The 14,824-nt window shown below is 56.0% G+C and carries 14 protein-coding genes; 10 read left to right on the top strand and 4 right to left on the bottom strand.

What is annotated here, in order from left to right:
* Window positions 1-248 precede the first annotated feature (248 nt).
* Window positions 249-866 carry a trimeric intracellular cation channel family protein gene (locus tag AB1287_RS15200; RefSeq protein WP_435618305.1) on the top strand — a complete coding sequence of 206 codons (618 nt, stop codon included), beginning with the start codon at window positions 249-251 and terminating at the stop codon, window positions 864-866.
* Here AB1287_RS15200 and ligB read toward each other — a convergent pair.
* The gene (gene ligB, locus AB1287_RS15205) at window positions 860-2,542 is read right to left on the bottom strand and encodes an NAD-dependent DNA ligase LigB (RefSeq protein WP_435618306.1); all 1,683 of its coding nucleotides are present in this window, start codon (window positions 2,540-2,542) and stop codon (window positions 860-862) included. The genes AB1287_RS15200 and ligB overlap by 7 nt on opposite strands.
* Window positions 2,543-2,795: 253 nt before the next feature.
* Between ligB and gmk the strand changes: the two genes are divergently transcribed.
* The 7 genes from gmk (at window position 2,796) to fpr (ending at window position 10,559) form a co-directional block, all read left to right on the top strand.
* Complete coding sequence (gmk, locus tag AB1287_RS15210; RefSeq protein ID WP_435618307.1) at window positions 2,796-3,419, top strand: guanylate kinase; 624 nt, start codon at window positions 2,796-2,798, stop codon at window positions 3,417-3,419.
* Window positions 3,420-3,473: 54 nt separating this feature from the next.
* Window positions 3,474-3,749 (top strand): DNA-directed RNA polymerase subunit omega, encoded by a 276-nt coding sequence (gene rpoZ, locus AB1287_RS15215; RefSeq protein ID WP_031523238.1) that lies wholly within the window; start codon window positions 3,474-3,476, stop codon window positions 3,747-3,749.
* A gap of 19 nt (window positions 3,750-3,768) precedes the next feature.
* Complete coding sequence (gene spoT, locus AB1287_RS15220) at window positions 3,769-5,883, top strand: bifunctional GTP diphosphokinase/guanosine-3',5'-bis pyrophosphate 3'-pyrophosphohydrolase (RefSeq protein ID WP_312627934.1); 2,115 nt, start codon at window positions 3,769-3,771, stop codon at window positions 5,881-5,883.
* Window positions 5,884-5,887: 4 nt separating this feature from the next.
* Window positions 5,888-6,577 (top strand): tRNA (guanosine(18)-2'-O)-methyltransferase TrmH, encoded by a 690-nt coding sequence (gene trmH / locus AB1287_RS15225; protein ID WP_312627932.1) that lies wholly within the window; start codon window positions 5,888-5,890, stop codon window positions 6,575-6,577.
* 3 nt (window positions 6,578-6,580) lie between these two features.
* Window positions 6,581-8,662 (top strand): ATP-dependent DNA helicase RecG, encoded by a 2,082-nt coding sequence (gene recG / locus AB1287_RS15230; RefSeq protein WP_435618308.1) that lies wholly within the window; start codon window positions 6,581-6,583, stop codon window positions 8,660-8,662.
* 43 nt (window positions 8,663-8,705) lie between these two features.
* Window positions 8,706-9,716: a class II fructose-bisphosphatase gene (gene glpX, locus AB1287_RS15235; protein ID WP_312627929.1), complete on the top strand. Its 1,011-nt coding sequence runs from the start codon at window positions 8,706-8,708 to the stop codon at window positions 9,714-9,716.
* A 96-nt stretch (window positions 9,717-9,812) separates the two neighbouring features.
* The gene (gene fpr, locus AB1287_RS15240) at window positions 9,813-10,559 is read left to right on the top strand and encodes a ferredoxin--NADP(+) reductase (RefSeq protein WP_435618309.1); all 747 of its coding nucleotides are present in this window, start codon (window positions 9,813-9,815) and stop codon (window positions 10,557-10,559) included.
* Here fpr and AB1287_RS15245 read toward each other — a convergent pair whose 3' ends face one another.
* Window positions 10,560-10,979, bottom strand: coding sequence for a DUF805 domain-containing protein (locus AB1287_RS15245; protein ID WP_312627926.1), 420 nt, complete (start codon window positions 10,977-10,979; stop codon window positions 10,560-10,562).
* 115 nt (window positions 10,980-11,094) lie between these two features.
* Here AB1287_RS15245 and AB1287_RS15250 point away from each other — a divergent pair, with 115 nt between their 5' ends.
* A complete protein-coding gene (locus AB1287_RS15250) occupies window positions 11,095-11,694 on the top strand; it encodes a DUF1454 family protein (protein WP_435618310.1) in 600 nt (199 codons plus the stop codon).
* 111 nt (window positions 11,695-11,805) lie between these two features.
* Window positions 11,806-12,573, top strand: a complete 768-nt coding sequence (gene tpiA / locus AB1287_RS15255) for a triose-phosphate isomerase (protein ID WP_435618311.1) — start codon at window positions 11,806-11,808, stop codon at window positions 12,571-12,573.
* 51 nt (window positions 12,574-12,624) lie between these two features.
* On the opposite strand, the gene AB1287_RS15260 is transcribed toward tpiA, so the two are convergent.
* Both AB1287_RS15260 and AB1287_RS15265 read right to left on the bottom strand, forming a co-directional pair.
* A complete protein-coding gene (locus AB1287_RS15260) occupies window positions 12,625-13,929 on the bottom strand; it encodes an SLC13 family permease (protein WP_312629532.1) in 1,305 nt (434 codons plus the stop codon).
* 73 nt (window positions 13,930-14,002) lie between these two features.
* Window positions 14,003-14,752, bottom strand: coding sequence for a CDP-diacylglycerol diphosphatase (locus AB1287_RS15265; RefSeq protein ID WP_312629531.1), 750 nt, complete (start codon window positions 14,750-14,752; stop codon window positions 14,003-14,005).
* Between the last annotated feature and the right edge of the window lie 72 nt (window positions 14,753-14,824).

Consider the following 14,824-nt stretch of genomic DNA (forward strand, 5'->3'; position numbering starts at 1 on the left):
CGTTTTGCAGGGATGCTTACAGCCAGTGCTTTTAGCGCCGCAGAGATATTCATCGTCATTTCTCCTTTAATATTCGATATGAACGATAATTTTTCTAATCCTTATATTGAGTTTATGATCGCTCAATGCCTACGAAATGATGATTAATGAATTAGAAAAACTAATTTATTTTTCTTTGCCTTAGAAAATCTCAATCGTGATCTTCCGCACAAATCGCTACTCTGCCGCCATCTGTGACGGGGGCAAGCATGCTGCTACATATTCTCTACTTAATTGGTATCACCGCCGAAGCGATGACCGGTGCGCTGGCCGCCGGACGCCGCCGGATGGACACCTTTGGCGTCATCATTATTGCGACTGCCACTGCGCTGGGCGGTGGCTCCGTTCGTGACATTCTGCTCGGTCACTATCCACTGGGCTGGGTGAAGAACCCTGAGTATGTCGTGATCGTCGCTGTCGCCGCTGTTGTTACTACCATTGTTGCTCCGGTGATGCCTCATCTGCGCCGCCTGTTTCTGGTTCTGGATGCTCTGGGCCTGGTCGTGTTCTCCATTATCGGTGCGCAGATTGCGCTGGATATGGGTGAAGGCCCGATTATCGCCTCTATCGCTGCGGTCGTTACCGGCGTCTTTGGCGGCGTGCTGCTAGACATGTTCTGTAAGCGTATCCCGCTGGTCTTCCAGAAAGAGCTGTATGCCGGCGTCTCTTTCGCTTCAGCAGTGCTCTACATCGCTTTACAGCATTACGTCAGCAGCCATGATGTTGTGGTGATTGCCACACTGCTGTTTGGTTTCACGATGCGTATGCTGGCGCTTCGCCTGAAGCTGGGTCTGCCTGTCTTTCACTACAAGCACAGCGCTCACTGATCCTGGAAGCCCGGCACGCCTTGTGCTGCCAGCCATCCCCCAAGCTCGCGAATCTGCGGATTGGCCAGCCAACGTAGCAGTTGGCTGGTTTTTGCTTTGCCCATTCCAGGCAGGGTTTGCCACTCCTGCTCTGACATTCTCAGAACCTGCGACCAGCGCTTCGCCGACAGCGCAGGAAATGCTTTTTGATTCAGCGGTATCGCCAGCGCCTTTAACCACTGAATAAACGGCTGCTGTTTTACAAGATCAAACTTATGCCACAACAGGTTCGCTCTTTCTGGCGAAATGCCTGGCGTTTGCCGCAGCTCCGTTTCGCTTAGCGTCATCCAGGAAAAAAGATGTTCTAAGCGGTGTGTTCGCATAAGCTGCCGCCACAGTGCTTCGCCAACGCCATTTATATGCAGCTGCTGACCTGCCCACATCAGCCGGGACAGAAACTGAGGCTGGCATGCAGGAGAAGCCCGGTAGCAGCTCAGCGTGTTATAGGAAACTTGTGGCGGTTCGGGTTTGACTCTCTTTGTGCTTCTCCAGGCGACATCATCAATGCGCGGAATGCCCTGACCGGCGAGGCTGATGTTCAGCCTGTCGCCCGGGACAATATCCAGCTCTTGCCAGCGCCTGATCGAACCCACATTGACCCGGCGAACCTGCTTATCATCCAGCATGACAGGCTCAAGCAGAGCCACGACGGCTATCTTACCGGTTCGCCCAACGGCGAACTCAATCGACTTCACTTCGGCAATCTGCGTGGCGGGAGGATATTTCCATGCTGCAACCCAGGTTCCCTCTCCCGGCTGCCAGTATTTACTCTCCGGCTCGCTGGCCGAACGTATGACCACGCCATCCGTTGCGAATGGTAAAGGCGTAGTGAACCAGCGCTGTCGCTGTTCTTCGACATCTGAAGGGCTGTTCACTGGGAGGGAGTACTGCGCCGCCAGAGGAAAGCCAGCCTTTTGCAATAAGGCCAGTTTTTGAGGAAAGGCTGCCGGGCCGTCTGGCCAACCCCAGACAAATAACCCGAGCGAGGCCAGCATTTCTGAGTCGGCTTTACGCAGTAAAGCCCCCGCGACTTTTGCTCGTGCGTTCATGCCGCCCATCTGCTTTTGAATATGTCCTTGTTCCTGAAGAAAAAGCTCACCCTGCAGGACACTGTTGGTCAGCAGGCCCTCAACGCGTTTTGGTACTGCGGGAATGCGCTTCACTTTTGCCGTCCAGTTTTCTCCGGAGAGGCCATTTCCGCGGCTGATCGCCTGCATCAGATTCCCGTCCCGGTAAACTAAAGTGACGGCCACGCCGTCTACTTTGGGTTGCACCCACAAATCCGTTTTTCCTGCCATCCACTGCGCCAGCGCCTGACGGTCTTTGAATTTACGAACTCCCGTGTGTGCCACCGGGTGCAGGGTTGATCCATTAAGTGCCGGGATAGGCGGTTCCGTAACATCCTGGCCAAAGCAGCGCTGCCAGGCTTTTAGCTGTTCTTTCAACTGATCGAATTCATCATCACTGACGCCGCTGCTCCCGGATTGCCAGTAGGCCATATTCCAGGTATCTGTCTGCTTTTGCAGTCTGGCAATTTCCTTGGCGGCTCTGGCTTCAGGCCATTCAGGACAATCGGCTTGGACTGAAAACGCCTGACATGCCAGCAATGCCGCAAAAATCCTTCTTATCCCTGTCATTTCGCTTCTCCTGCTTAATTGGGAGAGGTTGTAACGTGAAGATGAATCGTCTGCGAGGCGGCTTTTTGGGGATTGCGAAGCGTCTTCAGAGGAAAAGCGTTTGTTGCGGTAACTCAGCAAAAAATCGGGAAAGCAGTACGCAAAAGGGAAGAAACTGACGCAAAAAGTGTGACAAAGGCTACGTCACGCAGCGGCGACGTGTATAATAGGCTCGTATGTAGACTTTCTTTCGACTCACATACACAAGACTCTCATGGCTCAAGGCACGCTTTATATTGTTTCTGCCCCTAGTGGCGCGGGTAAATCCAGCCTGATTCAGGCATTGCTGAAAACCCAACCGTTGTATGACACCCAGGTTTCTGTTTCACACACCACGCGCGCGCCGCGTCCGGGTGAAGTGCACGGTGAACACTATTTCTTTGTCGATCATGCCGAATTCAAAACGATGATTGGCCGGGATGCGTTTCTTGAGCATGCGGAAGTTTTTGGAAATTATTACGGCACCTCTCGTGAAACCATCGAGCAGGTGCTGAAAACCGGTGTAGATGTGTTTCTCGACATCGACTGGCAGGGCGCGCAGCAAATCCGCAAAGCCATGCCGGAATCGCGCAGCATCTTTATTCTGCCGCCCTCGAAAGAGGAGCTCGACCGTCGTTTGCGCGGCCGTGGCCAGGACAGCGAAGAAGTCATCGCTAAACGTATGGCGCAGGCCGTTGCCGAAATGAGCCACTACGCCGAGTACAACTACCTGATTGTGAACGATGATTTTGATACCGCCCTCGGCGATTTGAAAACCATCATTCGGGCTGAACGTCTGCGCATGCGCCGCCAAATGCAGCGCCATGACGCTTTAATCAGCAAACTATTGGCAGACTGAACCCACATTCAGTATCATGCCCAGTCATTTCGTCACCTGTGGAGCTTTTGAAATATGGCACGCGTAACTGTTCAGGACGCTGTAGAGAAAATTGGTAACCGTTTTGACCTGGTACTGGTCGCCGCGCGTCGCGCTCGTCAGATGCAGGTAGGCGGTAAAGATCCGCTGGTTGCGGAAGAAAACGACAAAACTACCGTTATCGCTTTGCGCGAAATCGAAGAAGGTCTGATCAACAACCAGATCCTCGACGTGCGCGAGCGCCAGGAGCAGCAAGAGCAGGAAGCCGCAGAACTGCAGGCCGTTACCGCCATTGCTGAAGGTCGTCGTTAATTAACTCTGCGGGTCGCCCTTGTATCTGTTTGAGAGCCTGAATCAGCTGATTCAATCTTACCTGCCGGAAGACCAGATTAAGCGTCTCCAGCAGGCGTACCTCGTTGCACGTGATGCCCACGAGGGACAGGCACGTTCAAGCGGTGAACCCTATATCACGCACCCGGTTGCTGTTGCCTGCATTCTGGCCGAGATGAAACTCGACTACGAAACGCTGATGGCTGCGCTTCTGCATGATGTGATCGAAGATACCCCCGCCACCTATCAGGACATGGAACAGCTGTTTGGCAAAAGCGTTGCCGAGCTGGTGGAAGGGGTGTCGAAGCTTGATAAGCTCAAGTTCCGCGACAAGAAAGAGGCGCAGGCCGAAAACTTCCGCAAGATGATTATGGCGATGGTGCAGGATATCCGCGTCATTCTCATCAAACTTGCTGACCGTACCCACAACATGCGCACGCTGGGCTCGCTTCGCCCGGATAAACGTCGCCGCATTGCCCGTGAAACGCTGGAAATTTATAGCCCGCTGGCGCACCGTTTAGGTATTCACCACATCAAAACTGAGCTCGAAGAGCTGGGTTTTGAAGCGCTGTACCCGAACCGCTATCGCGTCATTAAAGAAGTGGTAAAAGCCGCGCGGGGCAACCGTAAAGAGATGATTCAGAAGATCCTCTCTGAAATTGACGGTCGTCTGCAGGAAGCGGGCATTCCAAGCCGCGTCAGCGGTCGGGAAAAACATCTTTACTCCATCTACTGCAAAATGGTGCTCAAAGAGCAGCGTTTTCACTCGATCATGGACATCTACGCGTTCCGCGTCATCGTTCATGATGTCGACACCTGCTATCGCGTGCTCGGGCAGATGCACAGCCTTTACAAGCCGCGTCCAGGGCGAGTGAAAGACTACATCGCCATTCCGAAAGCGAACGGCTATCAATCTTTGCACACCTCCATGATTGGTCCGCACGGCGTGCCTGTTGAAGTGCAGATTCGCACCGAAGACATGGACGTAATGGCGGAAATGGGTGTGGCTGCACACTGGGCTTACAAAGAGAACGGCGAAAGCAGCACCACGGCGCAAATCCGTGCCCAGCGCTGGATGCAGAGCCTGCTCGAACTCCAGCAGAGTGCCGGTAGCTCGTTTGAATTTATTGAGAGCGTAAAATCTGATCTCTTCCCGGATGAGATTTATGTTTTCACCCCGGAAGGCCGCATTGTCGAACTTCCCGCGGGCGCAACCCCCGTCGACTTCGCCTACGCCGTGCATACCGATATCGGCCATGCCTGCGTGGGCGCACGCGTCGACAGGCAGCCTTATCCGCTGTCGCAGCCGCTGACCAGCGGGCAAACGGTAGAAATCATTACCGCACCTGGTGCCCGTCCGAATGCCGCGTGGCTGAACTTTGTTGTCAGCTCCAAAGCGCGTGCTCGTATTCGCCAATTGCTGAAAAACCTGAAGCGCGATGACTCCGTGAGTCTTGGCCGTCGCCTGCTGAATCATGCACTGGGCGGAAGCCGAAAACTGGCTGAAATTCCTCAGGAAAACATCCACCGTGAGCTGGTGCGCATGAAGCTTGCCACGCTTGACGATCTGCTGGCCGAAATTGGTCTTGGCAACGCAATGAGCGTGGTGGTGGCGAAAAACCTTCAGCAGGGTGAAGCCGGTGCAGCACAGCCTCCGGTGCCTTCTGGTCACGGTCATCTGCCCATCAAAGGCGCAGACGGTGTGCTGATCACCTTCGCTAAATGCTGTCGCCCAATTCCTGGCGATCCGATCATCGCCCACGTCAGCCCGGGTAAAGGGCTGGTTATCCATCACGAGTCGTGCCGAAATATTCGCGGTTACCAGAAAGAGCCCGAAAAATTCATGGCCGTGGAGTGGGATAAAGAAACCGAACAGGAATTTATCACCGAAATTAAGGTGGATATGTTCAACCATCAGGGTGCGCTGGCGAACCTGACCGCCGCGATCAACACCGCCTCATCGAATATTCAGAGCCTGAATACGGAAGAGAAAGATGGCCGTGTCTACAGTGCCTTTATTCGTCTGACGGCACGCGATCGCGTTCATCTGGCCAACATCATGCGCAAAATTCGCGTTATGCCGGATGTGATTAAAGTCACCCGTAACAGAAACTAGTGTTATGAATTCACAGCGTTACGCGCGTATCTGTGAGATGCTCGCCAGGCGTCAGCCTGACCTGACGGTCTGCATGGAAGAAGTTCATAAGCCTCACAACGTCTCGGCAATTGTCCGCACGGCAGATGCCGTAGGCGTGCACGAAGTTCACGCTGTCTGGCCAAAAGGTGGCATGCGCACCATGGCCTCCACGGCTGCGGGCAGTAACAGCTGGGTCCAGGTTAAAACGCATCCAACCATCGGCGAAGCCGTCGCCATCCTTAAAGGCCGCGGCATGCAAATTCTTGCCACTCATCTCTCTGATAAAGCCGTTGATTTTCGCGATATCGACTACACGCGTCCGACCTGCATTTTGATGGGGCAGGAAAAAACCGGCATCACTCAGGAGGCGCTGGATCTGGCAGACCAGGACATCATTATCCCGATGACCGGCATGGTACAGTCGCTGAACGTCTCCGTGGCTTCTGCGCTTATTCTTTACGAAGCCCAGCGCCAGCGGCAGAACGCCGGAATGTATCAACGCGAAGAGAGCACGTTGCCCGTCGATGAACAGCAGCGTCTGCTGTTTGAGGGCGGTTATCCGGTTCTGGCGCATGTCGCCCGGCGTAAGCAGTTGCCTTATCCACCCGTCAACGAACGTGGCGAAATCGAGGCGGATGAAGCCTGGTGGGCCACCATGCAGGCGGCGAAGTAAGCCATGAAGGGCCGTCTGCTGGATGCTGTGCCGCTAAGTGCGCTCACGGGCGTTGGCGCGGCGCAGACCAGCAAACTGGCTAAAATCGGCCTGCATAACGTGCAGGATTTGCTGCTACACCTGCCGCTGCGCTACGAAGACCGAACCCATCTCTACCCAATCAACGACCTTCTGCCCGGCATTTACGCCACCGTAGAAGGCGAAGTCCTGAACTGCAACATCACCTTCGGTGGCCGCCGGATGATGACGTGCCAGATTAGTGATGGCACAGGCATCCTCACCATGCGCTTCTTTAACTTCAATGCGGCGATGAAAAACAGCCTCGCTACGGGCCGACGCGTGCTGGCCTATGGTGAAGCTAAACGCGGGAAGTATGGCGCGGAAATGATCCACCCGGAATATCGGGTTCAGGGTGACATGAGCGAGCCAGAGTTACAGGAAACGCTGACGCCCGCCTACCCGACGACCGAAGGCGTGCGTCAGGCCACGTTGCGCAAACTGACCGATCAGGCGCTCGATTTGCTCGACACCTGCGCTATCTCCGAATTGTTACCCCCTGAACTGGCACAAGGGCTGATGAGCCTGCCGGAAGCCCTGCGTACCTTGCACCGCCCACCGCCAACGTTACAGCTTGCGGATTTAGACAGCGGTCAGCACCCGGCGCAGCGCCGCCTGATAATGGAAGAGTTGTTAGCACACAATCTCAGCATGCTTGCCCTGCGTGCAGGTGCTCAGCGCTATCATGCTGAGCCGCTGGGTGCGAAAGATGAACTGAAAAACGGCCTGCTTGCGGCACTGCCGTTCAAGCCTACGGGTGCACAGGCACGCGTGGTGGCTGAAATCGAAAAAGACATGGCAAAGGACATTCCGATGATGCGCCTGGTTCAGGGCGACGTGGGTTCCGGGAAAACGCTGGTCGCAGCCCTTGCCGCTTTGCGCGCCATTGCGCACGGTAAGCAGGTCGGGCTGATGGCTCCGACGGAACTGCTGGCCGAACAGCATGCCAATAACTTCCGCAGCTGGTTTGCGCCGCTTGGCATTGAAGTGGGCTGGCTTGCCGGGAAGCAGAAAGGAAAAGCGCGCCAGGCCCAGCAGGAGGCCATCGCCAGCGGTCAGGTACAGATGGTGGTTGGTACGCACGCCATTTTCCAGGAACAGGTACAGTTTAACGGCCTGGCGCTGGTCATCATCGACGAACAGCACCGCTTCGGCGTCCATCAGCGCCTGGCGCTGTGGGAAAAAGGACAGCAGCAGGGCTTCCATCCGCACCAGCTGATCATGACCGCCACGCCCATCCCCCGCACGCTGGCAATGACCGCGTATGCCGATCTCGACACGTCCGTTATCGACGAACTGCCGCCGGGAAGAACGCCGGTTACGACAGTGGCCATTGGCGATACGCGGCGTCACGAAATTATCGATCGCGTGCGTAACGCCTGCACGCATGAAGGCCGCCAAGCATACTGGGTATGTACGCTGATTGAAGAGTCGGAATTACTGGAAGCGCAGGCGGCAGAAGCCACCTGGGAAGAGCTGAAAATCGCCTTGCCGGAGCTGAATATCGGCCTCGTTCACGGTCGAATGAAGCCCGCCGAGAAGCAGGCAGTCATGCAGGCGTTTAAGCGGGGGGAACTGCATTTGCTTATCGCGACGACGGTGATTGAAGTGGGCGTGGACGTACCCAACGCCAGCCTGATGATCATCGAAAACCCGGAGCGTCTGGGTCTGGCACAGCTACATCAGCTGCGCGGGCGCGTTGGGCGCGGGGCCGTTGCTTCCCACTGTGTACTACTCTATAAAGCACCGCTGTCGAAAACGGCACAAAAGCGCCTGCAGGTGCTTCGTGACAGCAATGACGGCTTTGTGATTGCGCAAAAGGATCTGGAAATTCGTGGTCCCGGCGAACTCCTTGGAACCCGCCAGACGGGGGCGGCGGAATTTAAGGTCGCGGATTTGCTGCGCGATCAGGCGATGATCCCGGACGTTCAGCGCATAGCCCGCCATATTCACGAAAAATACCCGCAGCAGGCGCAGGCGCTTATCGAGCGCTGGATGCCGGAAACCGAACGCTATTCCAACGCGTAGCCCTGCGGCTGCGCGCAATTTTATCTTCCACAATGAGTACGTTATGAGACGAGAACTTGCCATCGAATTTTCGCGTGTGACCGAGGCCGCAGCGCTTGCGGGTTACAAATGGCTGGGCCGTGGTGACAAAAACACCGCCGACGGCGCTGCGGTAAACGCGATGCGCATCATGCTGAACAAGGTCAATATCGACGGTACCATCGTCATTGGCGAAGGCGAAATTGATGAAGCACCGATGTTGTTTATCGGCGAGCAGGTTGGCACCGGCAATGGTGATGCGGTGGATATCGCAGTGGATCCCATTGAAGGCACCCGCATGACGGCAATGGGCCAGGCGAATGCGCTGGCCGTGCTGGCGGTGGGTGACAAAGGCTGCTTCCTGAACGCGCCGGATATGTACATGGAAAAGCTGATTGTTGGTCCGGGCGCGAAAGGCGCTATCGACCTGAATTTGCCGCTGGAAGAGAACCTGCGCAACGTTGCTAAGGCGCTGAATAAGCCTCTGACTGAGCTTACCGTCACCATTCTTGCTAAACCGCGCCACGATCGGGTCATTGCCGATATGCAAAAGCTTGGCGTGCGCGTCTTCGCTATTCCTGATGGCGACGTGGCGGCCTCTATTCTCACCTGTATGCCGGACAGCGAAGTGGACGTACTTTATGGCATCGGCGGCGCGCCGGAAGGCGTTGTTTCCGCTGCGGTTATCCGCGCGCTGGATGGCGATATGCAAGGGCGTCTGCTGGCGCGCCATGATGTCAAAGGCGATACGCCGGAGAACCGTCGCATTGGTGAGAATGAGCTTGAGCGCTGTGCGGCGATGGGCATCGAAGCCGGGAAAGTGCTGCGGCTGGATGAAATGGCGAAGAGCGATAACGTGATTTTCTCCGCCACCGGGATCACCAAAGGCGATCTGCTTGACGGCATTACCCGCAAAGGCAATATCGCCACCACTGAAACCCTGATGATTCGCGGTAAGTCACGTACCATTCGCCGGATTCAGTCCATTCATTATCTGGACCGTAAAGACCCGGAAATTCAGCGCCACATCCTGTAATACATTTGTCCACAAGAGCTTTCCAGCCGGTTAAGGGCTGGAAATCTTCCTCTCGCCTGGCGAAGATAGGCACATCAACGCAGCGAGGAGAAGATCATGGCGGATTGGGTTACAGGTAAAGTTACCAAAGTTGAGTACTGGACGGATGCCCTGTTCAGCCTCACCGTGCATGCCCCTGTTCATCCTTTTACGGCCGGCCAGTTCACCAAGCTTGGGCTGGAAATCGACGGCGAGCGCGTCCAGCGCGCCTATTCTTACGTCAATGCGCCGAATAATCCCGATCTTGAGTTTTACCTGGTCACCGTCCCTGAAGGCAAACTGAGCCCGCGCCTTGCGGCGCTGAAGCCGGGTGATGAGGTGCAGGTGGTCAGCGAAGCTGCCGGCTTCTTCGTTCTGGACGAAGTGCCGGACTGCGAGACGCTCTGGATGCTGGCAACCGGCACCGCGCTTGGGCCATATTTGTCGATTTTGCAGGAAGGTAAAGATCTGGCGCGCTTTAAAAACCTCGTGCTGGTTCACGCCGTGCGTTACGCCGCCGATTTAAGCTACCTGCCGCTGATGCTGGAGCTGCAAAAGCGCTACGAAGGGAAACTGAGGATTCAAACCGTCGTGAGCCGCGAAAGCGTACCAGGTTCGCTGACGGGCCGAGTGCCAGCGCTGATTGAAAGCGGGGAACTGGAAGCGGCAGCCGGTCTGACGATGACCACGGAAAACAGCCATGTGATGCTGTGTGGCAACCCGCAGATGGTGCGTGATACGCAGCAGTTACTGAAAGATTCCCGGCAGATGGCCAAACATTTACGCCGCCGACCGGGCCATATGACCGCTGAACACTACTGGTGATCAGCGGTATTTGACGTCCAGCGTCTCTTTGCCGTACTTGTTTTCTCCCTGGGTGCCAACGAACGCGCCCAGGTCAATCAGCATCATGACCATGATAATCGTCGGGAGCAGCCGCCCGACGGCCCACGACCAGACGCCCGGCAGAACGGACCAGTTTCCGGCCAGCAGCATCCACGCCAGAATCATTAGCAGCGCCCAAATGCCCGAGCGGCCCCGGTCGTGCAGGCGTTTTACGGTCACGGCCGCCGTGGGCCAGAGCAGGCACACCAGCGCAAAGGCGGCGGTTTGCAGATTCAGCCAGCCGTTTCCTGCCAGGGTAAACAGCACAATCATCGCCAGTACCCAAATGCCCATCCACATCCAGAAGTCGCGGCGCCCGATGCGCCCGTTAATTGAAAATAACCATTGCTGCAGGGTCATGGAAAATTCCTAATTGTCATCATGTCGCGTAGTTTACCCTGAAGTGGTCTCTTTTTGACAAGCGGGGCAGTTTACCGTTTTAATCGTCGTCGTATAACAATCTTAGGTAACAGACATGACAAAATGGCTGATGGTGTGTTTTCTTGGGCTGACTGCGCTTGTGGTCAGCCCATTTGTGCTTTCGGCTGAAACTACAGACGCCACCACCGCGCCTTATTTGCTGACAGGCTCGCCAACGTTTGATCTCTCCATCAGCCAGTTCCGCGAGAAATTTAACGCCGACAATCCCACGCTGCCGCTGAACGAATTTCGCTCCATCACCACCAACCGCGACCAGCTGACGCTGACCCGCGCCGCCAGCAAAATCAATGAAAACCTTTACGCTTCCACCGCGCTTGAGCGTGGCACGCTGAAAATCAAATCAATGCAGATAACCTGGCTGCCCATTCAGGGGCCGGAGCAGAAGGCCGCCAAAGCGAAGGCGCAGGAGTATATGAGCGCAGTTCTGCGGGTGTTTACCCCGGCCATTACCAAAGCGCAGAGCCTGCAGAAACTGCAAAAGCTGCTGGTGGCGGGTAAGAGCAAAAGCTATTACACCGTCAGTGAGGGTGCACTGCGCTATGTGGTGGCAGATAACGGTGAAAAGGGGCTGACCTTCGCTGTTGAACCGATTAAGCTGGCGCTATCTGAGACGCTGGAAAACAACAATAAATGACAAAAAGCAAAGCCTTTCCAGCGCCGAATCTCTATACTGTTTCACAGACCATGCCGCGCCTTACGGGCGGCCATCTTCCTTTATTCGCTTTTCAAAGCGTGGAGAATTCAAATGCGACATCCTTTAGTGATGGGTAACTGGAAACTGAACGGCAGCCGCCATATGGTAAACGAGCTGGTTGCGAACCTGCGTAAAGAGCTGACCGGCGTGACCGGCTGTGACGTAGCTATCGCCCCACCAGAAATGTACATCGACCTGGCAAAACAGGCCGCTGGCGGCAGCCATATCAACCTGGGCGCGCAGAACGTTGACCTGAACCTGTCCGGCGCATTCACCGGTGAAACCTCCGCAGAAATGCTCAAAGATATCGGCGCGAAATACATCATCATCGGCCACTCTGAGCGTCGTACCTATCACAAAGAATCCGACGAGCTGATCGCCAAAAAATTCGCCGTGCTGAAAGAGCAGGGCCTGATCCCGGTTCTGTGCATCGGTGAAACCGAAGCAGAAAACGAAGCGGGCAAAACTGAAGAAGTTTGCGCACGTCAGATCGATGCCGTTCTGAAAACCCAGGGCGCAGCCGCTTTTGAAGGCGTGGTTATCGCTTACGAACCAGTTTGGGCGATCGGTACCGGCAAATCTGCGACCCCAGCGCAGGCTCAGGCCGTTCACAAATTCATCCGTGAGCACATTGCTAAAGCCGACGCGAAAGTGGCTGAGCAGGTTATCATTCAGTACGGCGGTTCCGTGAACGCAGCTAACGCCGCTGAACTGTTCACCCAGCCGGACATCGATGGCGCGCTGGTTGGCGGTGCTTCCCTGAAAGCAGACGCTTTCGCGGTGATCGTGAAAGCAGCAGAAGCCGCTAAACAGGCTTAATTTCCCGCCATGCGAATAAAACCCGGACAGCGCCTGCGCTTCCGGGTTTTTTTATAGTTTCCCCAGCACCTGATACCACGCATAATCCAGCGGCACCAGCAGTAGATAGCTCGCCACCGCCAGCGTCAGACACAGCAGCATTCCGGCCCTGGCCGGCACTTTTCCCAACGCCATCGCGACCACAATCGGCGACGCCTGATAGGGCAACAGCGGCGTGGAGTACCCCAACACCTGAATCATGATGACGCTGAGCAGAGGAAAGCCCGTCGCATCGGCAAAGCTTTGCGCAAAGGTGGTGTAGAGCGCCGGTACGCCGTTGGCGGTCATAATGAAGTTCAGCGCGGTAGTGATGCCGGTCAGCGCCAGGAAACTGGTAAACGGGCGTTGTGCATCGAGCGGCATCACCTGCAACAGCGCCTTACCGACTGCACCACCAATGCCGGTTTGCGTCACGGTGATGGCGAGTCCCAGGATGCCCGCCACGTAAATACAGGTTCGGATATTCACACCCGCTGCAAACTCTTCACCGCTGATGAAGCCCACCCGTGGCAGAAGCGTTACGCAGGCCGCCGCTAAGCCCGTCCACGCCGGGCCAATGCCGTGCCAGCTTTCGCTAACCCATAGCCCCAGCACGACGGCCAACAGCCACGACAGGCGCTTCTCTGCCGCGCTCATCGGCGCTGGTGGAGTGACATCGCCCGGAGGATGTGGTTTACCGGGGAACAGCCAGCAAATCAGCGCCACCAGCAGCGCGCCTTTCAGCCAGCCAAGTACCGGCGTGTGCAGCAGCAGATAAGGCAGATAGTTCAGATGAATGCCATATGCGCCCTCTGCCGCGCCGCTCATCACCAGGTTTGGAACGTTGGCCGGTAAAATGGTGGCGGAGAGCTGAAAGGTGCCGAATCCCACGGCCAGCGCCAGGCCATACCAGGCGCGACTTCCTTCCGCTATACCTGCTCGTGATGCCATCGCCGCCACAATCGGCATCAGTAACGCAATGCGTCCCATGTTCGAGGGCATTACGAACGCCAGCGCATAGCTGAGCAGCACCACGCTTGCCACCATGTGAAACCATGAATCCGTTAGCTTCGCCGAAAGCGCGCGCGCAGCGCGGTCGGCAAGGCCCGTTTTGCGGATGGCGATGCCGAGTACAAATCCGCTGAACACCAGCCAGAATGCCGAAGAGGCGAAGCCGCCAAAGATAACGTCCGGTGGGGCGATTTTGGCCGCCATCGCCACGGTAAAAAACAGCAATGCGGTGATGAATTCTGGCAGAAGCGACGTTGCCCAGAGCACGATCGTGACGCCAACAATCAGCGAAGGCAGAAAAAGCGGGTGGGATAGCCAGAGCGACATACCTGTCTCCTGTCGTTTTTTTCAGCAAGTCTACGACGACAGGAGAGAGAGGTAAACGCCAGAAATGAGGGGGTTATTGCAGAATCGTGCAGCGATGATCCTGAATTTCCTCCGCAGAGGCGCGGTTTAAGGTCAGCAGATTGCGTTCCGTTGCCAGCAGGACGAACGTACCGTCATTCTGCTGCGCCATAGCCAGCGCGAAGCGGCCCATATGGTCGCGGGCTTCCGGTACTTCTTCGGCCAGCATCAGGAACGGACTTTTCTGCGCCAGCTCGTTTTCCGTCACGCGGCGGGCAAGATAGCGGTGATTACGCAGCCCGTCGGGTAGCGGCAGCCAGCGACTGCTGATCGAGGCCATGCTGGCATTAAGCTGTTCACGTACGTCCGGGCGCAGGCAAGAAATATGAATATGAAAATGATTCTGCGTACGGCCGGTGCGGGAATTTAGGGTCAGCGATACCGCTGAATCGGGCACAGGTGAACCGTGGCGGGAGCTCATCACCTGCCGGTTCTGCCAGGCCTGCCAGAAGAAGTTAGGCGTATGCGGGTTCAGCAACAGCGGACTTTCAGTGCCGTTAATACGATAAGTCGGCATTAGCAGGTATTGCAGCGGGCCGTTGCGGTCTTTAAACAGGACATAGCCGCCCTGCAGATTAACTGCTTCGCACGGCGCGGGGGACTGATTCTGCTGCTGGTTCGGCACGCACTGGTCAATAACAAAATGGCGCAACGCATTGGGATTGCCCGAATGCAGCCAGTACCAGCCTCCGGCAGCCGCTACCACGATAATGATTGTCAGAGTCAGATACTTGATGCGCTTCATTTTCGTTCCCTGTGAATGTTCGTGAGCGAAAGGTTAACGCAAAATGATGACCAAATAAAAACGGCCCCGCAG

The organism is Scandinavium sp. UTDF21-P1B (assembly GCF_040750395.1).
GTDB lineage: Bacteria > Pseudomonadota > Gammaproteobacteria > Enterobacterales > Enterobacteriaceae > Scandinavium.

Bases quoted from the DNA above. Each gene is read 5' to 3' on its own strand.
- AB1287_RS15200 (WP_435618305.1), top strand. From the start codon at position 249: ATGCTGCTACATATTCTCTACTTAATTGGTATCACCGCCGAAGCGATG.
- ligB (WP_435618306.1), bottom strand. From the start codon at position 2,542: ATGACAGGGATAAGAAGGATTTTTGCGGCATTGCTGGCATGTCAGGCG.
- gmk (WP_435618307.1), top strand. From the start codon at position 2,796: ATGGCTCAAGGCACGCTTTATATTGTTTCTGCCCCTAGTGGCGCGGGT.
- rpoZ (WP_031523238.1), top strand. From the start codon at position 3,474: ATGGCACGCGTAACTGTTCAGGACGCTGTAGAGAAAATTGGTAACCGT.
- trmH (WP_312627932.1), top strand. From the start codon at position 5,888: ATGAATTCACAGCGTTACGCGCGTATCTGTGAGATGCTCGCCAGGCGT.
- recG (WP_435618308.1), top strand. From the start codon at position 6,581: ATGAAGGGCCGTCTGCTGGATGCTGTGCCGCTAAGTGCGCTCACGGGC.
- glpX (WP_312627929.1), top strand. From the start codon at position 8,706: ATGAGACGAGAACTTGCCATCGAATTTTCGCGTGTGACCGAGGCCGCA.
- fpr (WP_435618309.1), top strand. From the start codon at position 9,813: ATGGCGGATTGGGTTACAGGTAAAGTTACCAAAGTTGAGTACTGGACG.
- AB1287_RS15245 (WP_312627926.1), bottom strand. From the start codon at position 10,979: ATGACCCTGCAGCAATGGTTATTTTCAATTAACGGGCGCATCGGGCGC.
- AB1287_RS15250 (WP_435618310.1), top strand. From the start codon at position 11,095: ATGACAAAATGGCTGATGGTGTGTTTTCTTGGGCTGACTGCGCTTGTG.
- tpiA (WP_435618311.1), top strand. From the start codon at position 11,806: ATGCGACATCCTTTAGTGATGGGTAACTGGAAACTGAACGGCAGCCGC.
- AB1287_RS15260 (WP_312629532.1), bottom strand. From the start codon at position 13,929: ATGTCGCTCTGGCTATCCCACCCGCTTTTTCTGCCTTCGCTGATTGTT.
- AB1287_RS15265 (WP_312629531.1), bottom strand. From the start codon at position 14,752: ATGAAGCGCATCAAGTATCTGACTCTGACAATCATTATCGTGGTAGCG.